Raw genomic sequence first — 18,250 nt, forward strand, 5'->3', positions numbered from 1 at the left:
CCTCACCCTTAGCTTGTCGAAGGGACCCCAGAACCAACACTACTAAGGAAACAATCACAGGCCTCGGCCGGCTCAGCCTGAATGGAAGTGGAGAAAAAAACAGCCCGCAAGAAAACAAAAAAACCCACTAGCTCCATGCTAGTGGGTTTTTTGTACTGAGATTTTACTTACTGCTTACTGTCGTCTTCGACGGGCTGCTCCAGCAAGACCAGCAAGGCCTACTCCGAAAAGCACCATTGTGGTTGGCTCAGGGACGGCGCTGATATCCTCAACGAGATAGACACCATCGTTAAAATCGAAGTCTGGTCCTTCGTTGAATGCGAGCAGCCAATCATCGGCTTCTCCTGTGCCCTGGAATGGTCCCATACCATACTCATATGTAATACCTTCCAGATTGTATGCTAAGGCAAGGGCTCTTCCAGTGTTTCTGTCGTCCTCAGTATAAGCGTAGCTATTATCTTTTTTAATGTAAAAGCCGAAGCTATTGCCAAAGTCCAGTATTTCTTCTGTACCATTAACCCACAGATCGCCATCTACATCAATTTGAAAGTCGATTGATGCCCCTGTAGTGGTAAGCGTATCAAAAGTATATTCTTTCGTATTATCGGTGAAAGAGTAAATGCCGAACTGATGGGGGTTGCCAGCATACAAAGCCACTCTGTATGCATCTGAGTCGCCATCCCCACTTGGCGTCCAAATAGCTTCTTCTCGCTGATCGCCAATAGCTAATACATCATTATTATTTTGCGTGAAACCATCAAGTATGCTCTGTAACGACGGCTCACCGCCGTCAATGATAGCAATCTGAGTATCTCTGTCGTTAAACGGGAGCGCAAAAGCACTACTCGCGAGTAAACCCGTACCGATCAGAGTAACCAGAGCGCCTTTAAATAATTTTTTTTCCATTCCATTCTCCCTCATTTAATTATCAAAGTTCAACGTTTGATGATAATACCTGGTCTAAAGATGAACAATCCGCTTGCACCCGGCCTGATCAAATGTTTTCTACTATTCTACTGAGATGCATAATTTATGCCACATGCGCACTACCAAAAAATCAACGGTCAATATGAACGGAAAAAAGGCCAATAATAGACCTAAAAAAGTTTACCCGTGCTGCGAAGGAAGCACATGCAATCTGCAAATGGAAAACCCTAAAGAGAGAACCCTTCCTCTACAAACCGAAAAAAAACGTTGCCCCACAAGAGGCACAGCCTCACTGAAAGCCAGCTCCCCCGAAACCACGCGCCTTCTCCTGGTAAAAAACCACCCTCTTTTGAAAATTGATCTAGGCCCTCAGGAAAAACCAACCCCATCCGCTGATCCCCTTTCAATCACTCAAGCCCACCGGATATCTCTTCAACTACACCCATTTTTATCCATCACGCAACTCCGGAATTCCGGAAAATCGGACTTTTCCCCGGAATTTTCCTCAAGGGCACTTTCTACGCCCCTCAAAATCAGGTTGGTGGGTAGGAGAAAATTGCTACTCAGCAAGACGCTGCTGAAAATAATTGCAGGAAGAAAAAAAACCGCTGGTACAATATGCAGTTACATATTCTCTGGAGGGAAGAAACAACCCATCGTGAACAACTCGACAACTCCTCGTCGATGCAGACCAGTACCGACAACACATTGGTTCTCCGACGAGCGATGCATTATCAGGCGAAATGATAGGTTGGTTGACCTTTAGTTTCTGCATAAAAAGCATTATGCAAAAAACACTCCGATCAATAACTCGCAGGTACTGATTGAGTTAAAACTTAAACCGAAACCCGGAATTTCCTAGAGTTCTTTTTTGATCTGTTTTGCTGAAATATCATACCGCTTCATCTTATCGTAAAGTGCGGTTTTGCCGATCTGGAGTTTATCTGCAGCGATGGCGACATTGCCGCTGAACTTACGCAAAGCCTGGGTGATGATATCGCCTTCGAACTCGGCAAGGATACTTTTGAGAGAACCTGTTCCCAACTTTTCGTCAATATTGATGCCGCCTCGTTGTTGCTGGTGATCATCAAGATTCTGATCGAAAAAGAGATCTTTCTCGGTGATCATCTTTCCTTTTGTCATCAGGACCGCGCGCTGAATCAGGTTCTCCAATTCGCGCACATTGCCAGGCCAGTCGTGGAGCAGTAACCGGTTGATGATCGACTTAGGGACAAAATCGATCTCTTTTTTGAAAGCCTCCCGGTAATGGTTGACGAAGTGGGATACCAGTTCCACAATGTCTTCCTTGCGATCTCGCAGGGGCGGCATATCGATATTGATGATGTTGAGCCGGTAGTAGAGGTCGAGCCGGAATTTCTTTTCCTTGACGGCAGTTGCCAGATCCACATTGGTGGCGGCAATAACCCGCACATCAACCTGAACCGGTTCATTTCCGCCAACCCGAACAATTTCTCCATTTTGGAGTACGCGCAGCAGTGAGGCCTGCATTCGGGGACTGATATCTCCTATCTCATCGAGGAAGATGGTACCGCCATTAACGATCTCAAATTTACCCACCTTGCGAGCAGTCGCTCCGGTAAAAGCCCCTTTTTCGTAGCCGAAAAGGTCTGACTCGAGGATCGAGTCGTTAATGGCATTGCAGTTGATCTTGAGAAAGGGTTTATCATCCCGGCCGCTGGTGGCCTTGATCAGATTGGCGACCAGCTCTTTGCCGGTTCCGGACTCACCGGTAATAAGGATGGTGGCATCGGAACCGGCTACTTGAAAAATCATTTCCCGCAGTTCCCGCATTTTCCTGCTAGAGCCAATCATCTTGTCGGCCTCGTGGCGGTGCCCCAACTGGCTCTTGAGACTGTTCAACTGCCGGGAAAGACGTTGACGCATCTCTTCGCTTTCCCTGAGTTCGGCAATCTTCTGCTGGAGGATGTCCTCAATGTTATGATTAAACATCCGCAGCTCCTCCTCACGCGCCTTACGCGAGGAGATATCACGCATAATCAGCATGATCAGTTGCTCCCCGGTATAACCGACAAAGGGGGCTGATGAATACTCCACCGGGGTCGTGCCGATTATGGCCTCCTTTACCTCTCCATTCGGCTCGGATGAAGGGTGGTGCACCTCATCTCCCCCACCAAGCTGACAAAGCCCAATGACTGAAAAATCCAGAGTGGCCTCCTCCATGCTATTGACAGCAAAATGTCGACGTGCACTGGGGTTCATGTATTCAATAGAGCAGTTTCCATTAACAAGAACCACCATCTCTGGCATGGCATCGAGCAAAGCCCTCCAGTTGGTCGAGAGACGATGAACTTCCTCTTGAGCGTCTACAGTTGAGAGCGTATTATTAGTCAAAAATTCACCAAATCAATGAGGGAGATGTTATATGATAATTAAATTATTTGTACTTATAGTAGCATGTATTTACCCCTCAAACAATTTTTTTCCGGTAAATCGAAAAAAATACCCAATTTTATCACATATCCTACTAAAAATATTATACAAACTGCCAATAGGTACTTTTACCCATTATCCGGAAATTTCCTGTTGCTGGAGGCGCTCGACCAGTTTCCGATGACCGGCAGGAAAAGGGTACTCACTTAACAGAGAAAGTTTTGTCCAGGCGGCATCATTTGCTGCATGAAGCACCGGCGCACCAGGATCATCAGAGAGCTCGCACCAGAAACTGTGCAATGTCACCCGGTAACGGGTGTAGTAATGGACTACTGTGTGAAATGGTACGGGGTTGCTGACCTGCCACTCGGTCTCCTCTTCCACCTCACGGACAACCGCCTGCTCAGGAGTTTCCCCATCCTCGAGACGGCCTCCGGGAAACTCCCACAAGCCACCCCAGATATCATCGGCTTTACGCTGCTGAATAAAAAAGAGTTCCCCACGACGCAGGATGGCGCAGGCCATGGTGATGTCGATCAGTTGTTTTTTTGCCCGCGGAACCGGACGCTCGGACACCGTCCCCCGGGCAAAGGCTACACAATCCATGCGAACCGGACAATGCGGACAGTCAGGATTTTTCGGGGTACACACCAGGGCGCCGAACTCCATCAGGGCCTGATTCCAATGACGGGGATCCTCCCGATAGAGGAGCGTTTCCGCCAGGGCTTCCAGTTGCCGGCGGGTACCAGCCTCCTTTAGCGGGGTATCAATATCAGCCAGCCGGGCGAAAACCCGCTCCACATTGGCATCAAGCACAGGCACCGGCTGGTTGAATCCAATGGAAAGGATGGCGGCTGAGGTATAGGGGCCGATTCCCGGCAACTCCAGCAATGCCTGCCGCGTTGCAGGGACCCGGCCCTCATGGGCTTCCATCAACAGCCCGGCGGTTCGCTGAATGTTGCGGGCCCGCGAGTAGTAGCCCAGTCCTTCCCAGGCCTTGAGAATATCCCGCTCCGAGGCACGGACAATGGCCTCGACCGTGGGGAACTGCTCGATCCAACGGGAAAAATATTCGGCCACCCGCTCCATCTGGGTCTGCTGGCCCATGATTTCAGATATCCACACATGGTAGGGGTCATAGCCCGCTCGCCAGGGAAGCGGACGTTGATGCTCACGGAACCAAGCGAGCAGATGCTGCTGCAACTGATGTATTGTTTTCTTATCCATTCCTTGCTTCAAAAATAAATAGTCTGGAAACGCGTAATGGCGCAAAGCCGGGGGGGGGGACGTCTTTAAACAGGTGAGGTGAAGCTTTGCTTCATTTCCGTTGCTGCCTGAGGTAAACTCATTTTATTCAATACAAAGATGCTGCCTCTACGCGGTCACGGCTTCAGGCCTGAGCGATCATCCAAGAGATATTTTCACAGTCACCCATGCATTTACGCACATTTTTCCCCTTCATTCTCCTTCTCCTGCTGATGCGCATTTCCCCTACGCCCACCTTTGCCCTCATCCCAGACGAAGTAGTGGTAATCGCCAATACCCGGGCTAACGACAGCCTGTCTCTGGCAAAATACTACATGCAGCAGCGCAACATCCCCAAGGAGAACCTGGTACGTATCCGCACCACAGGGGAGGAGTCCTGCAGCAGGGAGGAATACCAAGACACTATAGCCAAACCAGTAAAAAAAGCGGTACAAAAGCTGCGTGGTCAAAAACGGATCCGCTGCCTGGTGACCATGTACGGGGTTCCCCTTAAAATCCGTCCGCCCCTGCTGGACGTTGACGGGGAAGAAGAAGTCAACCTACTCCAGCAGGAGATAAAACAAAAACAAGAACACCTGCAGACAGCACAAAAATTGGAACAACGGGGGCTTACGGAAGCCATCGAATCCCTCAAGCTGCAAGTCAAGCTCCTGCAACGAACCGATACCAGGGCAGCGGTGGACTCGGAGCTTGCCCTGGTACTCAGTGGAGACTATCCGCAGGACAGCTGGCTCCCCAATCCCTATTTCCTGGGCTTTCAACGCCAGAAAACACTGCTCAAGCGCGACCAGGTACTGATAGTCAGCCGCCTGGATGGACCTCGGCCGGAAACAGTGCGACGCATCATAGACGACACCATCGCCACCGAACACCAGGGCCTGCAGGGCCAAGCCTGCTTTGACGCCCGCTGGCCGCCGCCAACAAAAGAAAAAGAACTTAGCGGCTATGCCCTCTACGATGCCGCCATCCATAAGGCAGCAGAACGCCTTGCCACCGCCGGTTCGCTGTCGGTAGTGCAAAATCAAGAGGGGGCGCTCTTTCAACCCGGCGAGTGCCCGAGCCCTGCTCTCTACTGCGGCTGGTACAGCCTGGGAAAATACACAGATGTCTTTGGCTGGGCCCGAGGTGCAGTCGGGTATCACATTGCCAGCAGCGAGTGCGTCACCCTCAAGCAGGAATCTTCCCAGGTGTGGTGCAAACGGATGCTGGAGGAGGGTGCCGCCGTGGTCATCGGCCCGGTGTATGAACCCTATGTCCAGGCCTTTCCTTTTCCTGACATCTTTTTCAGTAAACTCACGGAAGGCTACCTCACCGTAGGCGAGACCTACCTGATAAGCCTTCCGTTTCTCTCCTGGCAGATGGTGATGGTTGGCGATCCGTTGTACCTGCCGTTTCAGCCGACACCCTCGCCTGCTGCGCAATAACGTTCTTTTTTTCCAGCCAGAATCCAACAGCTGGTGTGGTCAGGGGGAGCTTCAGGAAAAACGAAATGGTGGCCTTCCCCCTTTGCGCCGAACCCAGTTCAGGGTCCGTTGCACCCGCTTTTTCTTCACCACCTGCTGGAGCAGCCGTTGTTTTCCGGGAAAATTCATCACACACACCCCTATCAGGATGGTCAGCACTCCCTGTCCGGGGAGAAACAACATGGCCACCCCGGCCGCAACCAGGGCGAGCCCGAGCATATTACGCCCGATGAGTAGGGCGAGGGCACGCGCCGGATGCTCCCGCTGTTTGGCGGCCAGCTGCCGCCAATGGCGCTGGAAATAATCGCTCGGCATACGATTGATCAACCAGGGAACTGCCAGCAGACTGCCGAAAAAGGTCAGCAGCGACAGCACCCCCAGTACCTGGAAAAGCAATAGGGCAGACACGGTACCCCGCCTCCTACTGTGAAGGGCTCACCAGCACCTCATCCAGGGAGCGTTTGGGCACATGGTGTACGTTCCCGTTCCGTTCATCGTGCCAGTATCGCACGCTGCCGCTCTCATCCACTGTCTCCAGCACCACTCGCTCGGCCGCATACCCAAGGGCCAGGACCAGCATCACCTGCAGAGGAGCGGAGATACCGAGCACCTCATCGATATTTCGGGAAAAGGCACCAATACGGCATCCGTAAATAGATTGCTCCGCTGCTGCAAGCAGCATGCTTTGGGTGGCAATCCCGCAGTCAAAATGGGCCTCGTTTTCCGTGCCGATAAGCAGATCCCGGTCCAGCAGGCACAGTATATAGGCCGCCGGCCGTTCACCGGGAGCCGGCCCCTTCCACTGCGCCAGGTATCCGGCCCAGCCCAAGAGCGGAAAAAGCCGCTCCCGCTGGTGCTCTTCGGTAAGCACCATATACTTGAGCACCTGGGCGTTGCGGGCTGAGCCACTCAGCCTCGCTGCATCTACCAACGCTTCCAGGGTTGCCCGGCTGATAGCCCGCTGCTCCTGAAAACGCCGTACAGTCCGCGTCTGTCGAACCAGTTGTTGTATCTCCATATCGCTTCGCTTGCCTCCTGCGCAGTCCATCATCACTGCCAATGGTGTTGCTGCATACCGTTATTTTCGAAAAAAATCACGCTTCACTTCAAACGCCCTCTTCTTAGCACATGGCAGGCTGTTGTGTCACACCCTGTGTGCCAGGGTATTTTTTCAGCACTTTCCATGATTCTCCTGTTCATTTACCAGCTAACATGCTAACTTTTTACTATTAAATACTTATCCTCTCTCAACGCCTCCATCTATGCTCGATACGCTTGGACTCCTCCGCTGGCAGGATATTGCCGATATCCTGATTGTTTCCTACATTATTTACCGTATCATGCTGTTGATACGCGGAACCCGTGCGGTACAGATGCTGGCAGGAATTGCAGTCATTATCATTGTCTACTTCTTTTCCGGCAAGCTCGATCTCCTCACCCTGCACTGGCTGTTCAAGACCTTTCTCAGCTCTATTCTCCTGCTGGTCATCATCGTTTTTCAGGCAGATATCAGGCGTGCCCTCACCCAGATGGGCAAAACACCGTTCCAGAAAACCGACGACGTAGACCACCAGGATATTGAAGAGATTGTCCGTGCGGCAAGCTATATGGCCAAACGCAAGATAGGGGCCCTGATGGTGATAGAACGGGAAACCGGCCTGCGCGACTACATCGACTCCGGTTTCCGGTTGGACGCCCGGCTGCGCTACGAGCTGCTGGTCGCTATCTTTCTGCCCTCCTCCCCCATGCATGACGGCGGGGTAATTATCCACCAGGGCAAGATCCACTCTGCCGGCTGCCTGCTGCCCCTTTCCCAGAATACCCGCATCGACAGGCGCTACGGCACACGGCACCGGGCAGCACTCGGCCTCTCTGAAGAAACCGACGCGGTTATCATAGTGGTCTCGGAAGAAACCCAGGAAATATCCCTGGTAAAACAAGGACGCATCGCTACCTTGGGGGATGAAAAGGCACTGCTCTCTGCACTGCGCTCCATCCTGCAGCGAAAAAAAGGCAAAAGCAGCTGGAGAGACTGGTTCACCCTCTCACCATCCGAAAAAAGAAAATGACACGTCTCGATTTCTCCACTCTTGTGACCAAACACTGGCCGCTCAAGCTGCTGTCCCTCATTATTGGCGCCAGCCTCTGGTATTTTGTCGTGGGCGAGGATCAAATCGACATCACCATCAATGTCCCCATTGAGGTGCACAACCTGCCGCCCAACCTGGTCATTGCCAACCAGTTTAAAAAGGAAATCGAGGTTTCCATTCGGGGCTCGCGGCGCATCATCCAGGAAATCCGTGAACAGAATATCTCCCGTCCGGTGGACCTGACCAAAGTGGAGGCCGGAGCCATCGTCATTACCAATGACCGCAACGCCATTCCTTTTCCCCAGGGCATTACGGTGCAGCGTCTGCAGCCGACGAGCTTCACCCTCCTGATCGACCAGCTGGCACAGCGAGATTTTCCCATCAACCCGGTGCTGGAAGGCGAGCCAGAGCCAGGGTATGTCCTGCAGTCCATCAGCATCGAGCCCTATCAGCTGGCCGTCACCGGACCCAAGACCATGCTCGAAAAACAGACCGCGCTGAAAACCGTGGTCATTGCCCTTGACGGCCTGGTCAACTCAACCAAACTGCAGGTTGCTCTCGACCTGAGCAATGAAATGTTGAAACTCATTGGCGAGACCGTGGTTACCGCCACCCTGGAAATCGAGGAAACCATGCTGACGAAAACGGTGCGCGGCATCCCGGTGAATGTCCGCGACGCTGCTGTACCATACAGGACTGCCCCTTCCATGGTTACTGTTGAGGCGGATATTCCGGAAAATCTGATTCGCGACACCCCGGAACTTGCCATGCTTTTTCGCGCCTCGGTCAGCACCTCGGTCACGCCTGATGCAAACGGTACCGTCCCGGTTATCGTCAATGGCATCGACGTCCCCGGGCATAAGCCGATCACCGTCATCAATGTGACACCGGAAAAAGTCCGCCTTGTTCGGCAATAGCACCGTGCAACGGCGATGAAGGACAAGCGGCAAACCCATCGATTCCCAGTTTTGTGTGGGGTCAAGGCTGGCAACACAGGCTGCTGCAGCCATCCACTCTTTACTCCACGGATATGTTTTAGCGTCAACCAGGATAACGGGCACCAAACCACAGGGTAAGACTGCCCGGCGACTACACCAAGAGGAAAACCATGCGTAAACTTTTCGGCACCGACGGGGTACGGGGGGTGGCCAACACCTATCCCATGACCTCGGAAATCGCCATGCAGATAGGCAGAGCCATTGCCTTTATTGTCAAAAATCGTGACCGCGGCAACTCCATTGTTATCGGCAAGGATACCAGGCTGTCCGGCTATATGATCGAAAATGCCCTCTCTGCAGGGATCTGCTCCATGGGGGTTAATGTCCAGGTTGTCGGCCCCCTGCCCACTCCGGGAATCGCCTTTATCACCACTTCCATGCGTGCCGATGCGGGGGTGGTGATTTCCGCCTCTCACAACCCGTTTCAGGACAACGGCATCAAGATATTCTCCCGTGACGGCTTTAAACTGCCCGATGAAGTCGAGGCAGACATTGAAGACCTGATTTTTTCCCAGAAAATGGCCGCCCTGCGGCCGGTCGCCGATGAAGTCGGCAAGGCCTCCCGGATCGATGATGCCCAGGGCCGGTATATCGTTTATCTGAAAAACACCTTCCCCAAACAGTACACGCTCGATGATTTTCACATCGTTCTCGACTGCGCCCACGGAGCAACCTACAAGGTCGCCCCCCATGTTTTCACCGAGCTTGGGGCCAAGGTGACCACCATCGGCGTTGCCCCGGACGGAAAAAATATCAACCATGACTGCGGCGCCCTGCATCCTGAAAAAATGGCGGCCAAGGTCAAGGAACTAGGCGCAGACATTGGATTGGCCCTGGATGGAGACGGCGACCGCCTGATTGTCTGTGACGAGCAGGGGCAGATTGTTGATGGCGACCGAATCATGGCCGTGTGCGCCAAGGACCTGCTCAGTCGACGCAAGCTCAAGAAAAAGACTCTGGTAGCCACGGTGATGTCCAACATGGGCCTGGAGCAGGCCATGGAGCGTATGGGCGGACACATGGTCCGATGTCAGGTGGGCGACCGCTATGTGGTGGAGGCCATGCGCAGCCGAGGGTATAATTTCGGCGGCGAGCAGTCCGGTCACCTGGTATTTCTCGACCACAACACCACCGGTGACGGCATCCTCGCCGGGCTGCAGGTGTTGTCGATCATGATCAAGAAGAACAAACCACTCTCGGAACTGGCGCAGGTGATGTCCACCTATCCCCAGGTGCTGGAAAATGTGCGTATGTCGCGCAAAATTGCACCATCGCAGATCCCCGGGTTTTCTGATGCACTAGCTGCTGCGGAAACAAAACTCGGTAAGCGCGGCAGGATCCTGGTCCGCCCCTCAGGGACAGAGCCGGTTATTCGGGTGATGGCCGAAGGGGAAGATCTGCAGGAGATCGAAACCCTGGCCCTGGAACTGTCCGATGTGGTACGGCGGGCTGATCGCTAACCCGCCCGACGTCGTGTATGGGGTATCAATCAGGCCCCATCCGACACTGCCTTCAGGGCGTGTCGGATGTGGCCTTCTTTCTTCGGGGTTCCGGTGATCGTTGACAGCTATGCCTGCTGCTTGGCAGCGGCCATGGCGCGTTTGAATCCCTCAGCAGCACGGGTAATCACCGCCTCGTCCACGCAAAAAGCAAGCCGGATATATCCGGGCATGCCGAAGCCTCGACCGGGAACGGCAAGAATCTTTTCCTGCTGGAGCAGCCCGCAGAACTCCACGTCATCGATTGGCACCTTGGGAAAAAGATAAAAGGCTCCCTTGGGCCGCTCGTAGTCAAAGCCCGCAGCATCAAGCACCCGGCAAAAGGCTTCAAGCCGGGTGGCGTATATGGAACTGTCTACCGAAATATCCTGCAGTTGTGCCACCGCACGCTGCATCAGGGCCGGAGCATTGATGAACCCCAGAATCCTGTTAGCCAGGGTCATGGCATTGAGCACGTTCTGTTTCTCCGGCATTTCCGGATGCACGGCAATATACCCGATGCGCTCTCCAGGCACAGAAAGCTCTTTTGAATAGGAGGAGGCAACGATTGACCGGGCGGTGGCCGTCATCAGGGCCGGCACCTCATGGTCGTCAAACACGATGTTGCGGTACGGCTCATCAGATACCAGGTAAATGGAGGTGTAGTAGCGTTCACTGGCCGCATCCAGCATTGTACCAAGGGCAGCGAGCGACTCGGCGGAATAGATCTGGCCGGTGGGGTTATTGGGGCTGTTGATCAACACCACCTTGGTCCGGTCGGTCAGGGCGGCCTCAATGGCCTCCAGGTCAAGGTTGAAATGGGCATCTGTATTGACCACCTTGACCACTCCGCCGTGATTATCCACATAAAAATGGTAATCAACGAAAAACGGGCACAGAACAATAACTTCGTCGCCCGGATCCAGCAGGGCCTTGAAAATCACATTAAGTGCTCCGGCGGCACCGCAGGTCATGAGAATGTCGCCCTGGTCCAGGGAAACCTCCTGGTCGCGGGATAACCGCTGAGCAAGGGCCTCGCGTACGTAAGGATACCCGCCGTTGGGCATGTAGCCGTGAATTCCTGGCTTTTCCTCGGCTACCAGCTCGCTGAGCACAGTGGAAAATTTTTCCGGGGGAGGTACATCCGGATTGCCAATGCTGAAATCAAAGACATTGTCATCGCCAAACTCGGCCTTCATCTTCGCCCCTTCCTCAAACATCTTTCGAATCCAGGACGACTTTTCCGCAAACGCCTGCATCTTTTTCGCTATAGCCATATGGTTTTCCCTCTCTGATAAGTCAATAGAATCAACACACCCCTACTGCATAATCCAGTATGCTGCCAACAAAGTATTACTCACCGAATTTTCGACGAAAATAATCGTAAGCCGCATTAATCTCCTTCATTTTCTCCTCTGCAACCCCTTTGAATTCATCGCCGAGGTGGGCAACCTTGTCCGGATGGTACTGCATGGAGAGCTTTCGATAGGCCTTTTTGATCGCCGCAAAGTCGGCACCCGGCTCAAGCCCCAGCACGGCATAGTAGTGCTCATCCGAGGCGGCTGCATTGGTTGCCTCCTGGTACTGATGATACCGGTATTTTGCCTCTACAGTCCGCTGGTCATAGGCTGATATCTGGAGAAAGGCGGCGATTCGGCGTGCGGTCTCCAGTTCACTGGCTACCGGTGGTTTCTTGGTATAAATTATCTGGTAAATCAGTTCCAGCAGAATCAGCCGCGGTTCATAGGCAAAGCCGTTACGAAATTCCGTCAGCAGTTCATCCATACTGACATCCGCATTGCGGGCGTCCTTGATCAATTGCTTGACCCAGTAAATCTGGTCCTGATTATAGCGCAGATTATACTGGAAAAAATTGACAATGGTATTGAGCTCTGCCCGGGTGAAATGTCCGTCAGCCTGGGCGATCTTTACCAGAATGTGTACCAGCAGATAGACAAAACGTTTGTGGGATTCCGTCTGCGCGGCCTCGTAGGTGTGGACCCGGCGCTGCACGTAATAGGAAAAGCCCCAAAAGGCGGCAATCAGCAACAGGATGCCGAAAATACCCGAGAAAAAGATAAAGCCAAGAAAATTAAACAGCGCCGGTGCGCCGCCGGTAACCAGGACCAGCAACGCAATGATCAGGAGACAGCCGCCGCATCCCGGCTGATTATGTTGTCTGTATTCCATAAAAAAAGTGGTAGAGAAAAAAAGAAGAATGTCCCTCGGGTCGCTGGGTGAAGATTACCTCTCATCCCGATCGGCAAAAAGGGCGTCCACGAATTCACGCGAGTCAAAATCGCGCAGATCCTCCATCTGTTCGCCAATACCGATAAAACGAACAGGGATCCTCATCTCGCGGCATATATTGGCAACGATCCCGCCTTTGGCTGTACCATCAAGCTTGGTCAGGGCAAGACCGGTGACATCCACTGCTGCATCAAACAGCTTGGCCTGGGAAAGACCGTTCTGCCCGGTGGTCGCATCGAGAACCAGCATCACCTCATGGGGGGCCCGGGGCATTTTTTTACCAATAACCCGTTTGATCTTCTTGAGCTCTTCCATCAGGTTGACGCTGGTATGGAGGCGGCCGGCAGTGTCGATGATAATCACATCATACCCATGGGCCATACCATACTCCATGCCGTCAAATACTACGGAGGACGGATCAGCTCCCGGTGCCTGGGCCACGACTTCAACCCCGACCCGCTCACCCCAAATCTTTAACTGGTCGATGGCTGCCGCCCGAAAGGTGTCGGCAGCGACCAGCAGGACGCTCTGTCCGGAATTGACGAATTTATTGGCAACTTTGCCGATGGTCGTTGTTTTTCCGACCCCATTGACGCCGACGACCATGATCACAAACGGACCTTTCTCCGGCATAACCTTTTCAGCAGGCTGATCGGCTGCGGCTATGTAGGAGAGGATTCGCTCGCGAAAAACCGCCTTCAGCGAGCGAGGATCACTGAGTTTATCCCGTTTGACCGTCTTGCGGGCGTATTCCAGTATATCGGTACTGGTTTCCACCCCAAGATCGGCAGTAATCAGGATTTCTTCCAGTTCGTCAAACAGGTCCTGGTCAATTTCTTTTTTGCCGAGAAAGAGGGTATCGATCCGTTCAACAAAAGAGTCCCGAGTTTTCCCCAGCCGCTGCTGCAGCCGGCGAAACAGGGAACGGCTCTGCTCGTCTTCTTCCTCGAGGGCAGTAAGTTCATCGGTTTGCTCCAGGACAGGAGGTTCCCCGGCTTCAAGGGCAGCTTCCGCCTCTTCGATGACCTCTTCGACAACCTCTGCGACGGTCTCTTCGACCTGTGGCTCGGCTTCCGCAGCAACGGGCTCTTCACCTGTCGGCGCCTGGTCAAGGACGGTCTCCGGCTGGGCAACGATGTGATCCGACTCCTGGATATCGGCTTCCGGTTCCTGCGGGGCAGGCTCGACAGCAGCTGCAGGTTCCGGCTCCGACGATGCAACAACCTGCTCTTCGTCAACCACCTCGGGCTGGTCATCACCTGGTAAAGCTATTTCCGCTTCAACCGGTTGCGGCTCAATCCCTGTTTCCGCATCCGTTGCAGCGGCGGGTGTGGCAGCTTCCTGCTCTCTCTCCTCTTCCTCTGCTTCAACCGGCGGCTCTTCAGCGGCTTCGGCAAGGGAAGAACCAACGGCAGGGGGTTCTCCCTCCCGGGCTTCTTCAGCCAGCAGTTCTTCCATCGGCGGCGCTTCGGGCACGGCCTCTTCAGCAGGCGCGGGTTCCGGTTCTACCTCCAGGGCGGGTTCATCGGCTTCCGCCACTCCCGACGCCTCTTCCGTCGTCTGTTCGGAAACTGGGGGCTCGGGCACCGTCTCCACCGGCTCTTCTTTAACCGGTTTGTCTTCAACCGGTTCCGGTTCAGGTGCCGCTGGAGGGGGCTCCACCACCTCCTCCGGGGGTTCTTGCGCCTGGGTTACCGGTTCAGCAGGAGGCTGCTGTTCAGGGCTTTCGCTTTGTTCGAGTTCCGATTCCTGAGGAACCTCGACAGGTGTTTCTTCTTCGACCTTTTTCTTGCGGCCGAACTTCTTTTTAAACCAGCCCAGCATCAGCTATCCGCCTTTTTATCTATTGCTATATCAAGCACTTCACGAATGGTATGAGGATAGTGAAAGATGACCCCCTCACGGATATCCTCTGGTATCTCCAGCACATCCTTTTCATTGAGTACCGGCAGAATCAACTCGTTAATTCCGGCACGGAGTGCTGCCAGTACCTTTTCATTAATGCCGCCCACCGGCAGCACATCGCCGCGCAGGGTAATTTCTCCGGTCATGGCCACATCCTGACGCACCGTATTTCCGGTGATCACCGAAACCAGCGACGAGACCATGGCTACCCCTGCCGACGGCCCATCTTTGGGTATGGCGCCCTCCGGGACATGGACATGCAGGTCCAATGTGGAGAACTGTTCCTCATCAATGCCAAGCTCAGCAGCATGGGACTTGATATAGGTAAGGGCAGCAGTAGCCGATTCTTTCATCACATCGCCCAGCTTACCGGTCAGGGTCAAGCCGCCCCGCCCTTTCATGCTGGAGGTCTCGATAAAGAGGATCTGACCGCCGACAGGGGTCCAGGCAAGGCCGGTTGCCAACCCCGGTCCCCAGGTCCTGGCCTTCATTTCGGAAAAGAAGCGCAGCGGTCCCAGATAGGTATACAGGTCCTCTGTGGTGACCACGGATTTTTCGGTCTTTCCTTTGGCTATTTGCGCGGCCACCCCTCTGCAGATGGATGCTATTTCACGCTCCAGGTTCCTGACCCCCGCCTCTCGGGTATAGGATTGGATCAACTCGGCGATGGTCTCTTCCGGAATCTCCAACAGCTCTGTACTCAGGGCATGCGCCTCCAGCTGTTTCGGCACCAGGTGCCTGGTGGCGATGGCCACCTTCTCCTGCATGGTGTAGCCGGATAGTTCAACCACCTCCATTCGATCCCGCAGGGGTCCGGGAATGGTATCAAGCACATTGGCGGTGGCAATAAACATCACCTTGGACAGGTCGAACTCGATATCCAGGTAGTGGTCGGTAAAGGTCGAATTCTGCTCAGGATCAAGCACCTCAAGCAGGGCTGAGGAAGGATCGCCGCGGAAATCGTTGCCCAGCTTATCCACCTCATCCAGGAGAAAAACCGGGTTATTGGCCTCGGCCCGTTTCAGGCTCTGGATAATGCGGCCAGGCAGCGCCCCGATATAGGTCCGACGATGCCCCCTGATCTCGGCCTCGTCGCGTACGCCGCCAAGGGCGATACGAACGAACTGGCGGTTCATGGTTCGGGCTATGGACTGACCAAGCGAGGTCTTGCCGACCCCTGGAGGACCGCTCAGGCAGAGAATCGGCCCGTGGATGTCTTCCTTGAGTTTACGGACGGCAAGAAATTCCAGAATGCGCTTTTTGATTTTTTTCAACCCGTAATGGTCTTTATCCAGGTCTTTCTCGGCCTGTTCCAGGTCAAGGGTATCGGTGGTCGACTCCATCCACGGCAGATCGAGGATCCAGTCCAGATAATTCCTGGATACCGTGTACTCAGGAGATGACGGTGAAATCCGCTCCAGCCTGCCCAGCTCCTTGTCCACTACCTTCTGGGCCTCTTCGGTAAGCGCTTTTTCCGCGAACCGTTCACGCAGTTCCCGGATTTCCACCTTGTCGTCTTCACCTTCACCCAGTTCCTTGCGAATGGCCTGCAGTTGCTGCCGAAGAAAAAATTCACGCTGCCGCTCATCCATGTCCTTTTTCATGGACTTCTGCAGCTCGTTGCTCATTTCCACGGTTTCGATCCGATCATTCAGCTCTCGGGTCACCCGATGCAGCAGATCGTGCAGGTCCTCCAGTTCCAGTACCTCCTGCTCGGCTTCGAGTTTCAGGTTGAGTTGGGAGCTGACCAGATAGGCAACATAGAAGGGATTCTCCAGGGAATTGACCGTGGCCAACAGCTCCTGGGGCAGTTCGCTGGCTGCGACAAGCTTCTGAAACTGGTTGCGGAGGTTGAAGACAAGGGCTTCAATCTTTTTATCTTCAACCAACTCCATGGGAATCTCGCTGATCCGGGCGCGGAGATAGGGATCGGTCTCGGTATACTCCTCAACCCGCATCTTGCGGGTACCGCTGACCAGGACCTGATAAAATCCCTGGGACGACTTGGTCAGCTTGTGCAGGTAGCCAACTACCCCGATATCGTACAATTCATCCTGGCCGAGGTTTTCTCCTTCTTCCACCTTATCCTTTCGACTGGGCAGCATGCCGAACATCCGATCGCCAAGCAGGACATCATCAATAAGCTGTTTAGAGGATTCACTGGCCACCTGAAGCGGAAAGCCCATTCCCGGATAGAAGACGAATCCCTGCAAGGGCAGAATGGGAAGAGATTCAGGGATTTCGAGTGTTGTCGGATCGACTTTTTTCTGTTCTATATGCTCTGTTACTTGTTCGTTTGTCATCATTATTCACCGGGCTGAATCGCTATATTGACTTTTCCCTTCCTGACGCGCTTGGGTAACCTCACCACAAGTATGCCGTCGGCATAGGCGGAGCTGACCTGGTCGACATCCACCTGCGACGGCAGGGAGACGGTCCGCTGAAACTCGCCCAGTTCAATCTCCAGTTGATGGATACAGGCAATTGATTGCTGGTCAGGCAGCTGTCTTGTTCCGCTGATCACCACCCGCTGTTCATCTACGGTTACCTGCAGGTTTTCACGGGTGACGCCTGCGATATCCGCATACACATATACTTCATTTTCTGCTTCGTATATGTCCACCGGCGGCTCCCAGCCGCCTGCTCCCATGGGCATCATGCGGGCAATCGTCATATTACGGAGCATGCGGCCGGTCTGCTGCTGCATCTGTTCCAATTCCTTGAATAACTTCTTGCTGAAGGGGTCCATTTCTTTCTCCACTCGTCTGCCTGACGCAGGCGGCTGTTGATTGCTCACACCGGCCGTACCTGCCGGTATATGATATGGGCGGAATTGCTATAGGCTGAGCATCTGAGGTATCATTTCCGCTCAGGTGTGCTCCGGATGGAGCGATAGGCGATAGACCTCCCCCAGGCAGAGCCCCGATCTCCTCTACCAGTGTTTTTCATCAGCGCAAGAGGAGAGAACCGGCAATTTTTCGGGAACCGAGAAAGCACTTGTTCAATGCAACAATTCAAGCAGACAAGCGTCAACGGTTGTCAACTTCCTGCAGCCCCAAAAATTTCGATTCCAACGGGGATGGTCAAGCCTATCAACTGTCCGGTTTTTCTTCTGCAAAATAAGTAAGCACTATAACTATTCTGACAATTATAAATCAAGAAAAAGACAGCAGATACTTCTCCACCTGCTCAGCCGGTTCCTGCAGCAGGCATGTGCACAGCCCGCTGCACCATAAATGAATGTCCGTTCACTCTGCACAATGCCCAGGAACAGCTCCCTGCAGAAATAACCACCCACCCACCTTTTCGTACCTTTTTGATTGCAATTCAACAAACAGGAATTAGATTACAACCCGATTATTTTCTGGTGATCATCAAAGTGACTGCGATAATCGACTGACCTGGCGCCCTGAGCTTTTTCTCCTTCCCGGCAGATACCCGGGGCTGTTTCGCCGCGATCG

Annotated in this window: 15 protein-coding genes; 5 read left to right on the forward strand and 10 right to left on the reverse strand. The window is 53.6% G+C overall.

The features are described from left to right. Positions 1–174: 174 nt before the first annotated feature. Positions 175–906: a PEP-CTERM sorting domain-containing protein gene (locus ACZ52Z_RS06335; RefSeq protein ID WP_464269908.1), complete on the reverse strand. Its 732-nt coding sequence runs from the start codon at positions 904–906 to the stop codon at positions 175–177. Between the two features lie 639 nt (positions 907–1,545). On the opposite strand from ACZ52Z_RS06335, the gene ACZ52Z_RS06340 reads away from it, so the two are divergent. Then, complete coding sequence (locus tag ACZ52Z_RS06340; RefSeq protein WP_464269909.1) at positions 1,546–1,674, forward strand: hypothetical protein; 129 nt, start codon at positions 1,546–1,548, stop codon at positions 1,672–1,674. A gap of 111 nt (positions 1,675–1,785) precedes the next feature. On the opposite strand, the gene ACZ52Z_RS06345 is transcribed toward ACZ52Z_RS06340, so the two are convergent. Continuing rightward, positions 1,786–3,300 (reverse strand): sigma-54 interaction domain-containing protein, encoded by a 1,515-nt coding sequence (locus tag ACZ52Z_RS06345; RefSeq protein ID WP_464269910.1) that lies wholly within the window; start codon positions 3,298–3,300, stop codon positions 1,786–1,788. A 174-nt stretch (positions 3,301–3,474) separates the two neighbouring features. Next, entirely contained in the window at positions 3,475–4,566 is a 1,092-nt protein-coding gene (mutY, locus tag ACZ52Z_RS06350) for an A/G-specific adenine glycosylase (protein ID WP_464269911.1), read from the reverse strand. A gap of 206 nt (positions 4,567–4,772) precedes the next feature. On the opposite strand from mutY, the gene ACZ52Z_RS06355 reads away from it, so the two are divergent. Next, a complete protein-coding gene (locus ACZ52Z_RS06355; RefSeq protein WP_464269912.1) occupies positions 4,773–6,029 on the forward strand; it encodes a TIGR03790 family protein in 1,257 nt (418 codons plus the stop codon). Between the two features lie 51 nt (positions 6,030–6,080). Here the strand turns inward: ACZ52Z_RS06355 and ACZ52Z_RS06360 are convergent, their stop codons facing one another. Beyond that, entirely contained in the window at positions 6,081–6,476 is a 396-nt protein-coding gene (locus ACZ52Z_RS06360) for a PGPGW domain-containing protein (RefSeq protein WP_464269913.1), read from the reverse strand. A gap of 13 nt (positions 6,477–6,489) precedes the next feature. After that, positions 6,490–7,086: a nitroreductase family protein gene (locus ACZ52Z_RS06365; protein ID WP_464269914.1), complete on the reverse strand. Its 597-nt coding sequence runs from the start codon at positions 7,084–7,086 to the stop codon at positions 6,490–6,492. Between the two features lie 244 nt (positions 7,087–7,330). On the opposite strand from ACZ52Z_RS06365, the gene cdaA reads away from it, so the two are divergent. From cdaA to glmM, 3 genes are all read left to right on the forward strand, one after another. Further along, positions 7,331–8,137, forward strand: a complete 807-nt coding sequence (gene cdaA / locus ACZ52Z_RS06370; protein ID WP_464269915.1) for a diadenylate cyclase CdaA — start codon at positions 7,331–7,333, stop codon at positions 8,135–8,137. Then, a complete protein-coding gene (locus ACZ52Z_RS06375) occupies positions 8,134–9,075 on the forward strand; it encodes a CdaR family protein (RefSeq protein ID WP_464269916.1) in 942 nt (313 codons plus the stop codon). The genes cdaA and ACZ52Z_RS06375 overlap by 4 nt, the downstream gene beginning before the upstream one ends. 191 nt (positions 9,076–9,266) lie before the next feature. Further along, positions 9,267–10,616, forward strand: a complete 1,350-nt coding sequence (gene glmM / locus ACZ52Z_RS06380; RefSeq protein ID WP_464269917.1) for a phosphoglucosamine mutase — start codon at positions 9,267–9,269, stop codon at positions 10,614–10,616. A gap of 107 nt (positions 10,617–10,723) precedes the next feature. On the opposite strand, the gene ACZ52Z_RS06385 is transcribed toward glmM, so the two are convergent. From ACZ52Z_RS06385 to ACZ52Z_RS06405, 5 genes are all read right to left on the reverse strand, one after another. After that, the gene (locus ACZ52Z_RS06385) at positions 10,724–11,911 is read right to left on the reverse strand and encodes a pyridoxal phosphate-dependent aminotransferase (RefSeq protein ID WP_464269918.1); all 1,188 of its coding nucleotides are present in this window, start codon (positions 11,909–11,911) and stop codon (positions 10,724–10,726) included. A 76-nt stretch (positions 11,912–11,987) separates the two neighbouring features. Continuing rightward, positions 11,988–12,824: a DnaJ domain-containing protein gene (locus tag ACZ52Z_RS06390; protein ID WP_464269919.1), complete on the reverse strand. Its 837-nt coding sequence runs from the start codon at positions 12,822–12,824 to the stop codon at positions 11,988–11,990. Positions 12,825–12,878: 54 nt separating this feature from the next. Continuing rightward, positions 12,879–14,708 (reverse strand): signal recognition particle-docking protein FtsY, encoded by a 1,830-nt coding sequence (gene ftsY, locus ACZ52Z_RS06395; RefSeq protein WP_464269920.1) that lies wholly within the window; start codon positions 14,706–14,708, stop codon positions 12,879–12,881. Next, a complete protein-coding gene (gene lon, locus ACZ52Z_RS06400) occupies positions 14,708–17,092 on the reverse strand; it encodes an endopeptidase La (protein ID WP_464270765.1) in 2,385 nt (794 codons plus the stop codon). The genes ftsY and lon overlap by 1 nt, the downstream gene beginning before the upstream one ends. Positions 17,093–17,094: 2 nt before the next feature. Further along, on the reverse strand, positions 17,095–17,538 hold the full coding sequence (locus ACZ52Z_RS06405) for an Hsp20/alpha crystallin family protein (protein WP_464269921.1): 444 nt from the start codon (positions 17,536–17,538) through the stop codon (positions 17,095–17,097). Positions 17,539–18,250 lie beyond the last annotated feature (712 nt).

Source organism: Desulfogranum aggregans (assembly GCF_055398265.1).

Bases quoted from the DNA above. Each gene is read 5' to 3' on its own strand.
- ACZ52Z_RS06335 (WP_464269908.1), bottom strand. From the start codon at position 906: ATGGAAAAAAAATTATTTAAAGGCGCTCTGGTTACTCTGATCGGTACG.
- ACZ52Z_RS06340 (WP_464269909.1), top strand. From the start codon at position 1,546: ATGCAGTTACATATTCTCTGGAGGGAAGAAACAACCCATCGTGAACAA.
- mutY (WP_464269911.1), bottom strand. From the start codon at position 4,566: ATGGATAAGAAAACAATACATCAGTTGCAGCAGCATCTGCTCGCTTGG.
- ACZ52Z_RS06355 (WP_464269912.1), top strand. From the start codon at position 4,773: ATGCATTTACGCACATTTTTCCCCTTCATTCTCCTTCTCCTGCTGATG.
- ACZ52Z_RS06365 (WP_464269914.1), bottom strand. From the start codon at position 7,086: ATGGAGATACAACAACTGGTTCGACAGACGCGGACTGTACGGCGTTTT.
- cdaA (WP_464269915.1), top strand. From the start codon at position 7,331: ATGCTCGATACGCTTGGACTCCTCCGCTGGCAGGATATTGCCGATATC.
- ACZ52Z_RS06375 (WP_464269916.1), top strand. From the start codon at position 8,134: ATGACACGTCTCGATTTCTCCACTCTTGTGACCAAACACTGGCCGCTC.
- glmM (WP_464269917.1), top strand. From the start codon at position 9,267: ATGCGTAAACTTTTCGGCACCGACGGGGTACGGGGGGTGGCCAACACC.
- ACZ52Z_RS06385 (WP_464269918.1), bottom strand. From the start codon at position 11,911: ATGGCTATAGCGAAAAAGATGCAGGCGTTTGCGGAAAAGTCGTCCTGG.
- ACZ52Z_RS06390 (WP_464269919.1), bottom strand. From the start codon at position 12,824: ATGGAATACAGACAACATAATCAGCCGGGATGCGGCGGCTGTCTCCTG.
- ftsY (WP_464269920.1), bottom strand. From the start codon at position 14,708: ATGCTGGGCTGGTTTAAAAAGAAGTTCGGCCGCAAGAAAAAGGTCGAA.
- lon (WP_464270765.1), bottom strand. From the start codon at position 17,092: ATGACAAACGAACAAGTAACAGAGCATATAGAACAGAAAAAAGTCGAT.
- ACZ52Z_RS06405 (WP_464269921.1), bottom strand. From the start codon at position 17,538: ATGGACCCCTTCAGCAAGAAGTTATTCAAGGAATTGGAACAGATGCAG.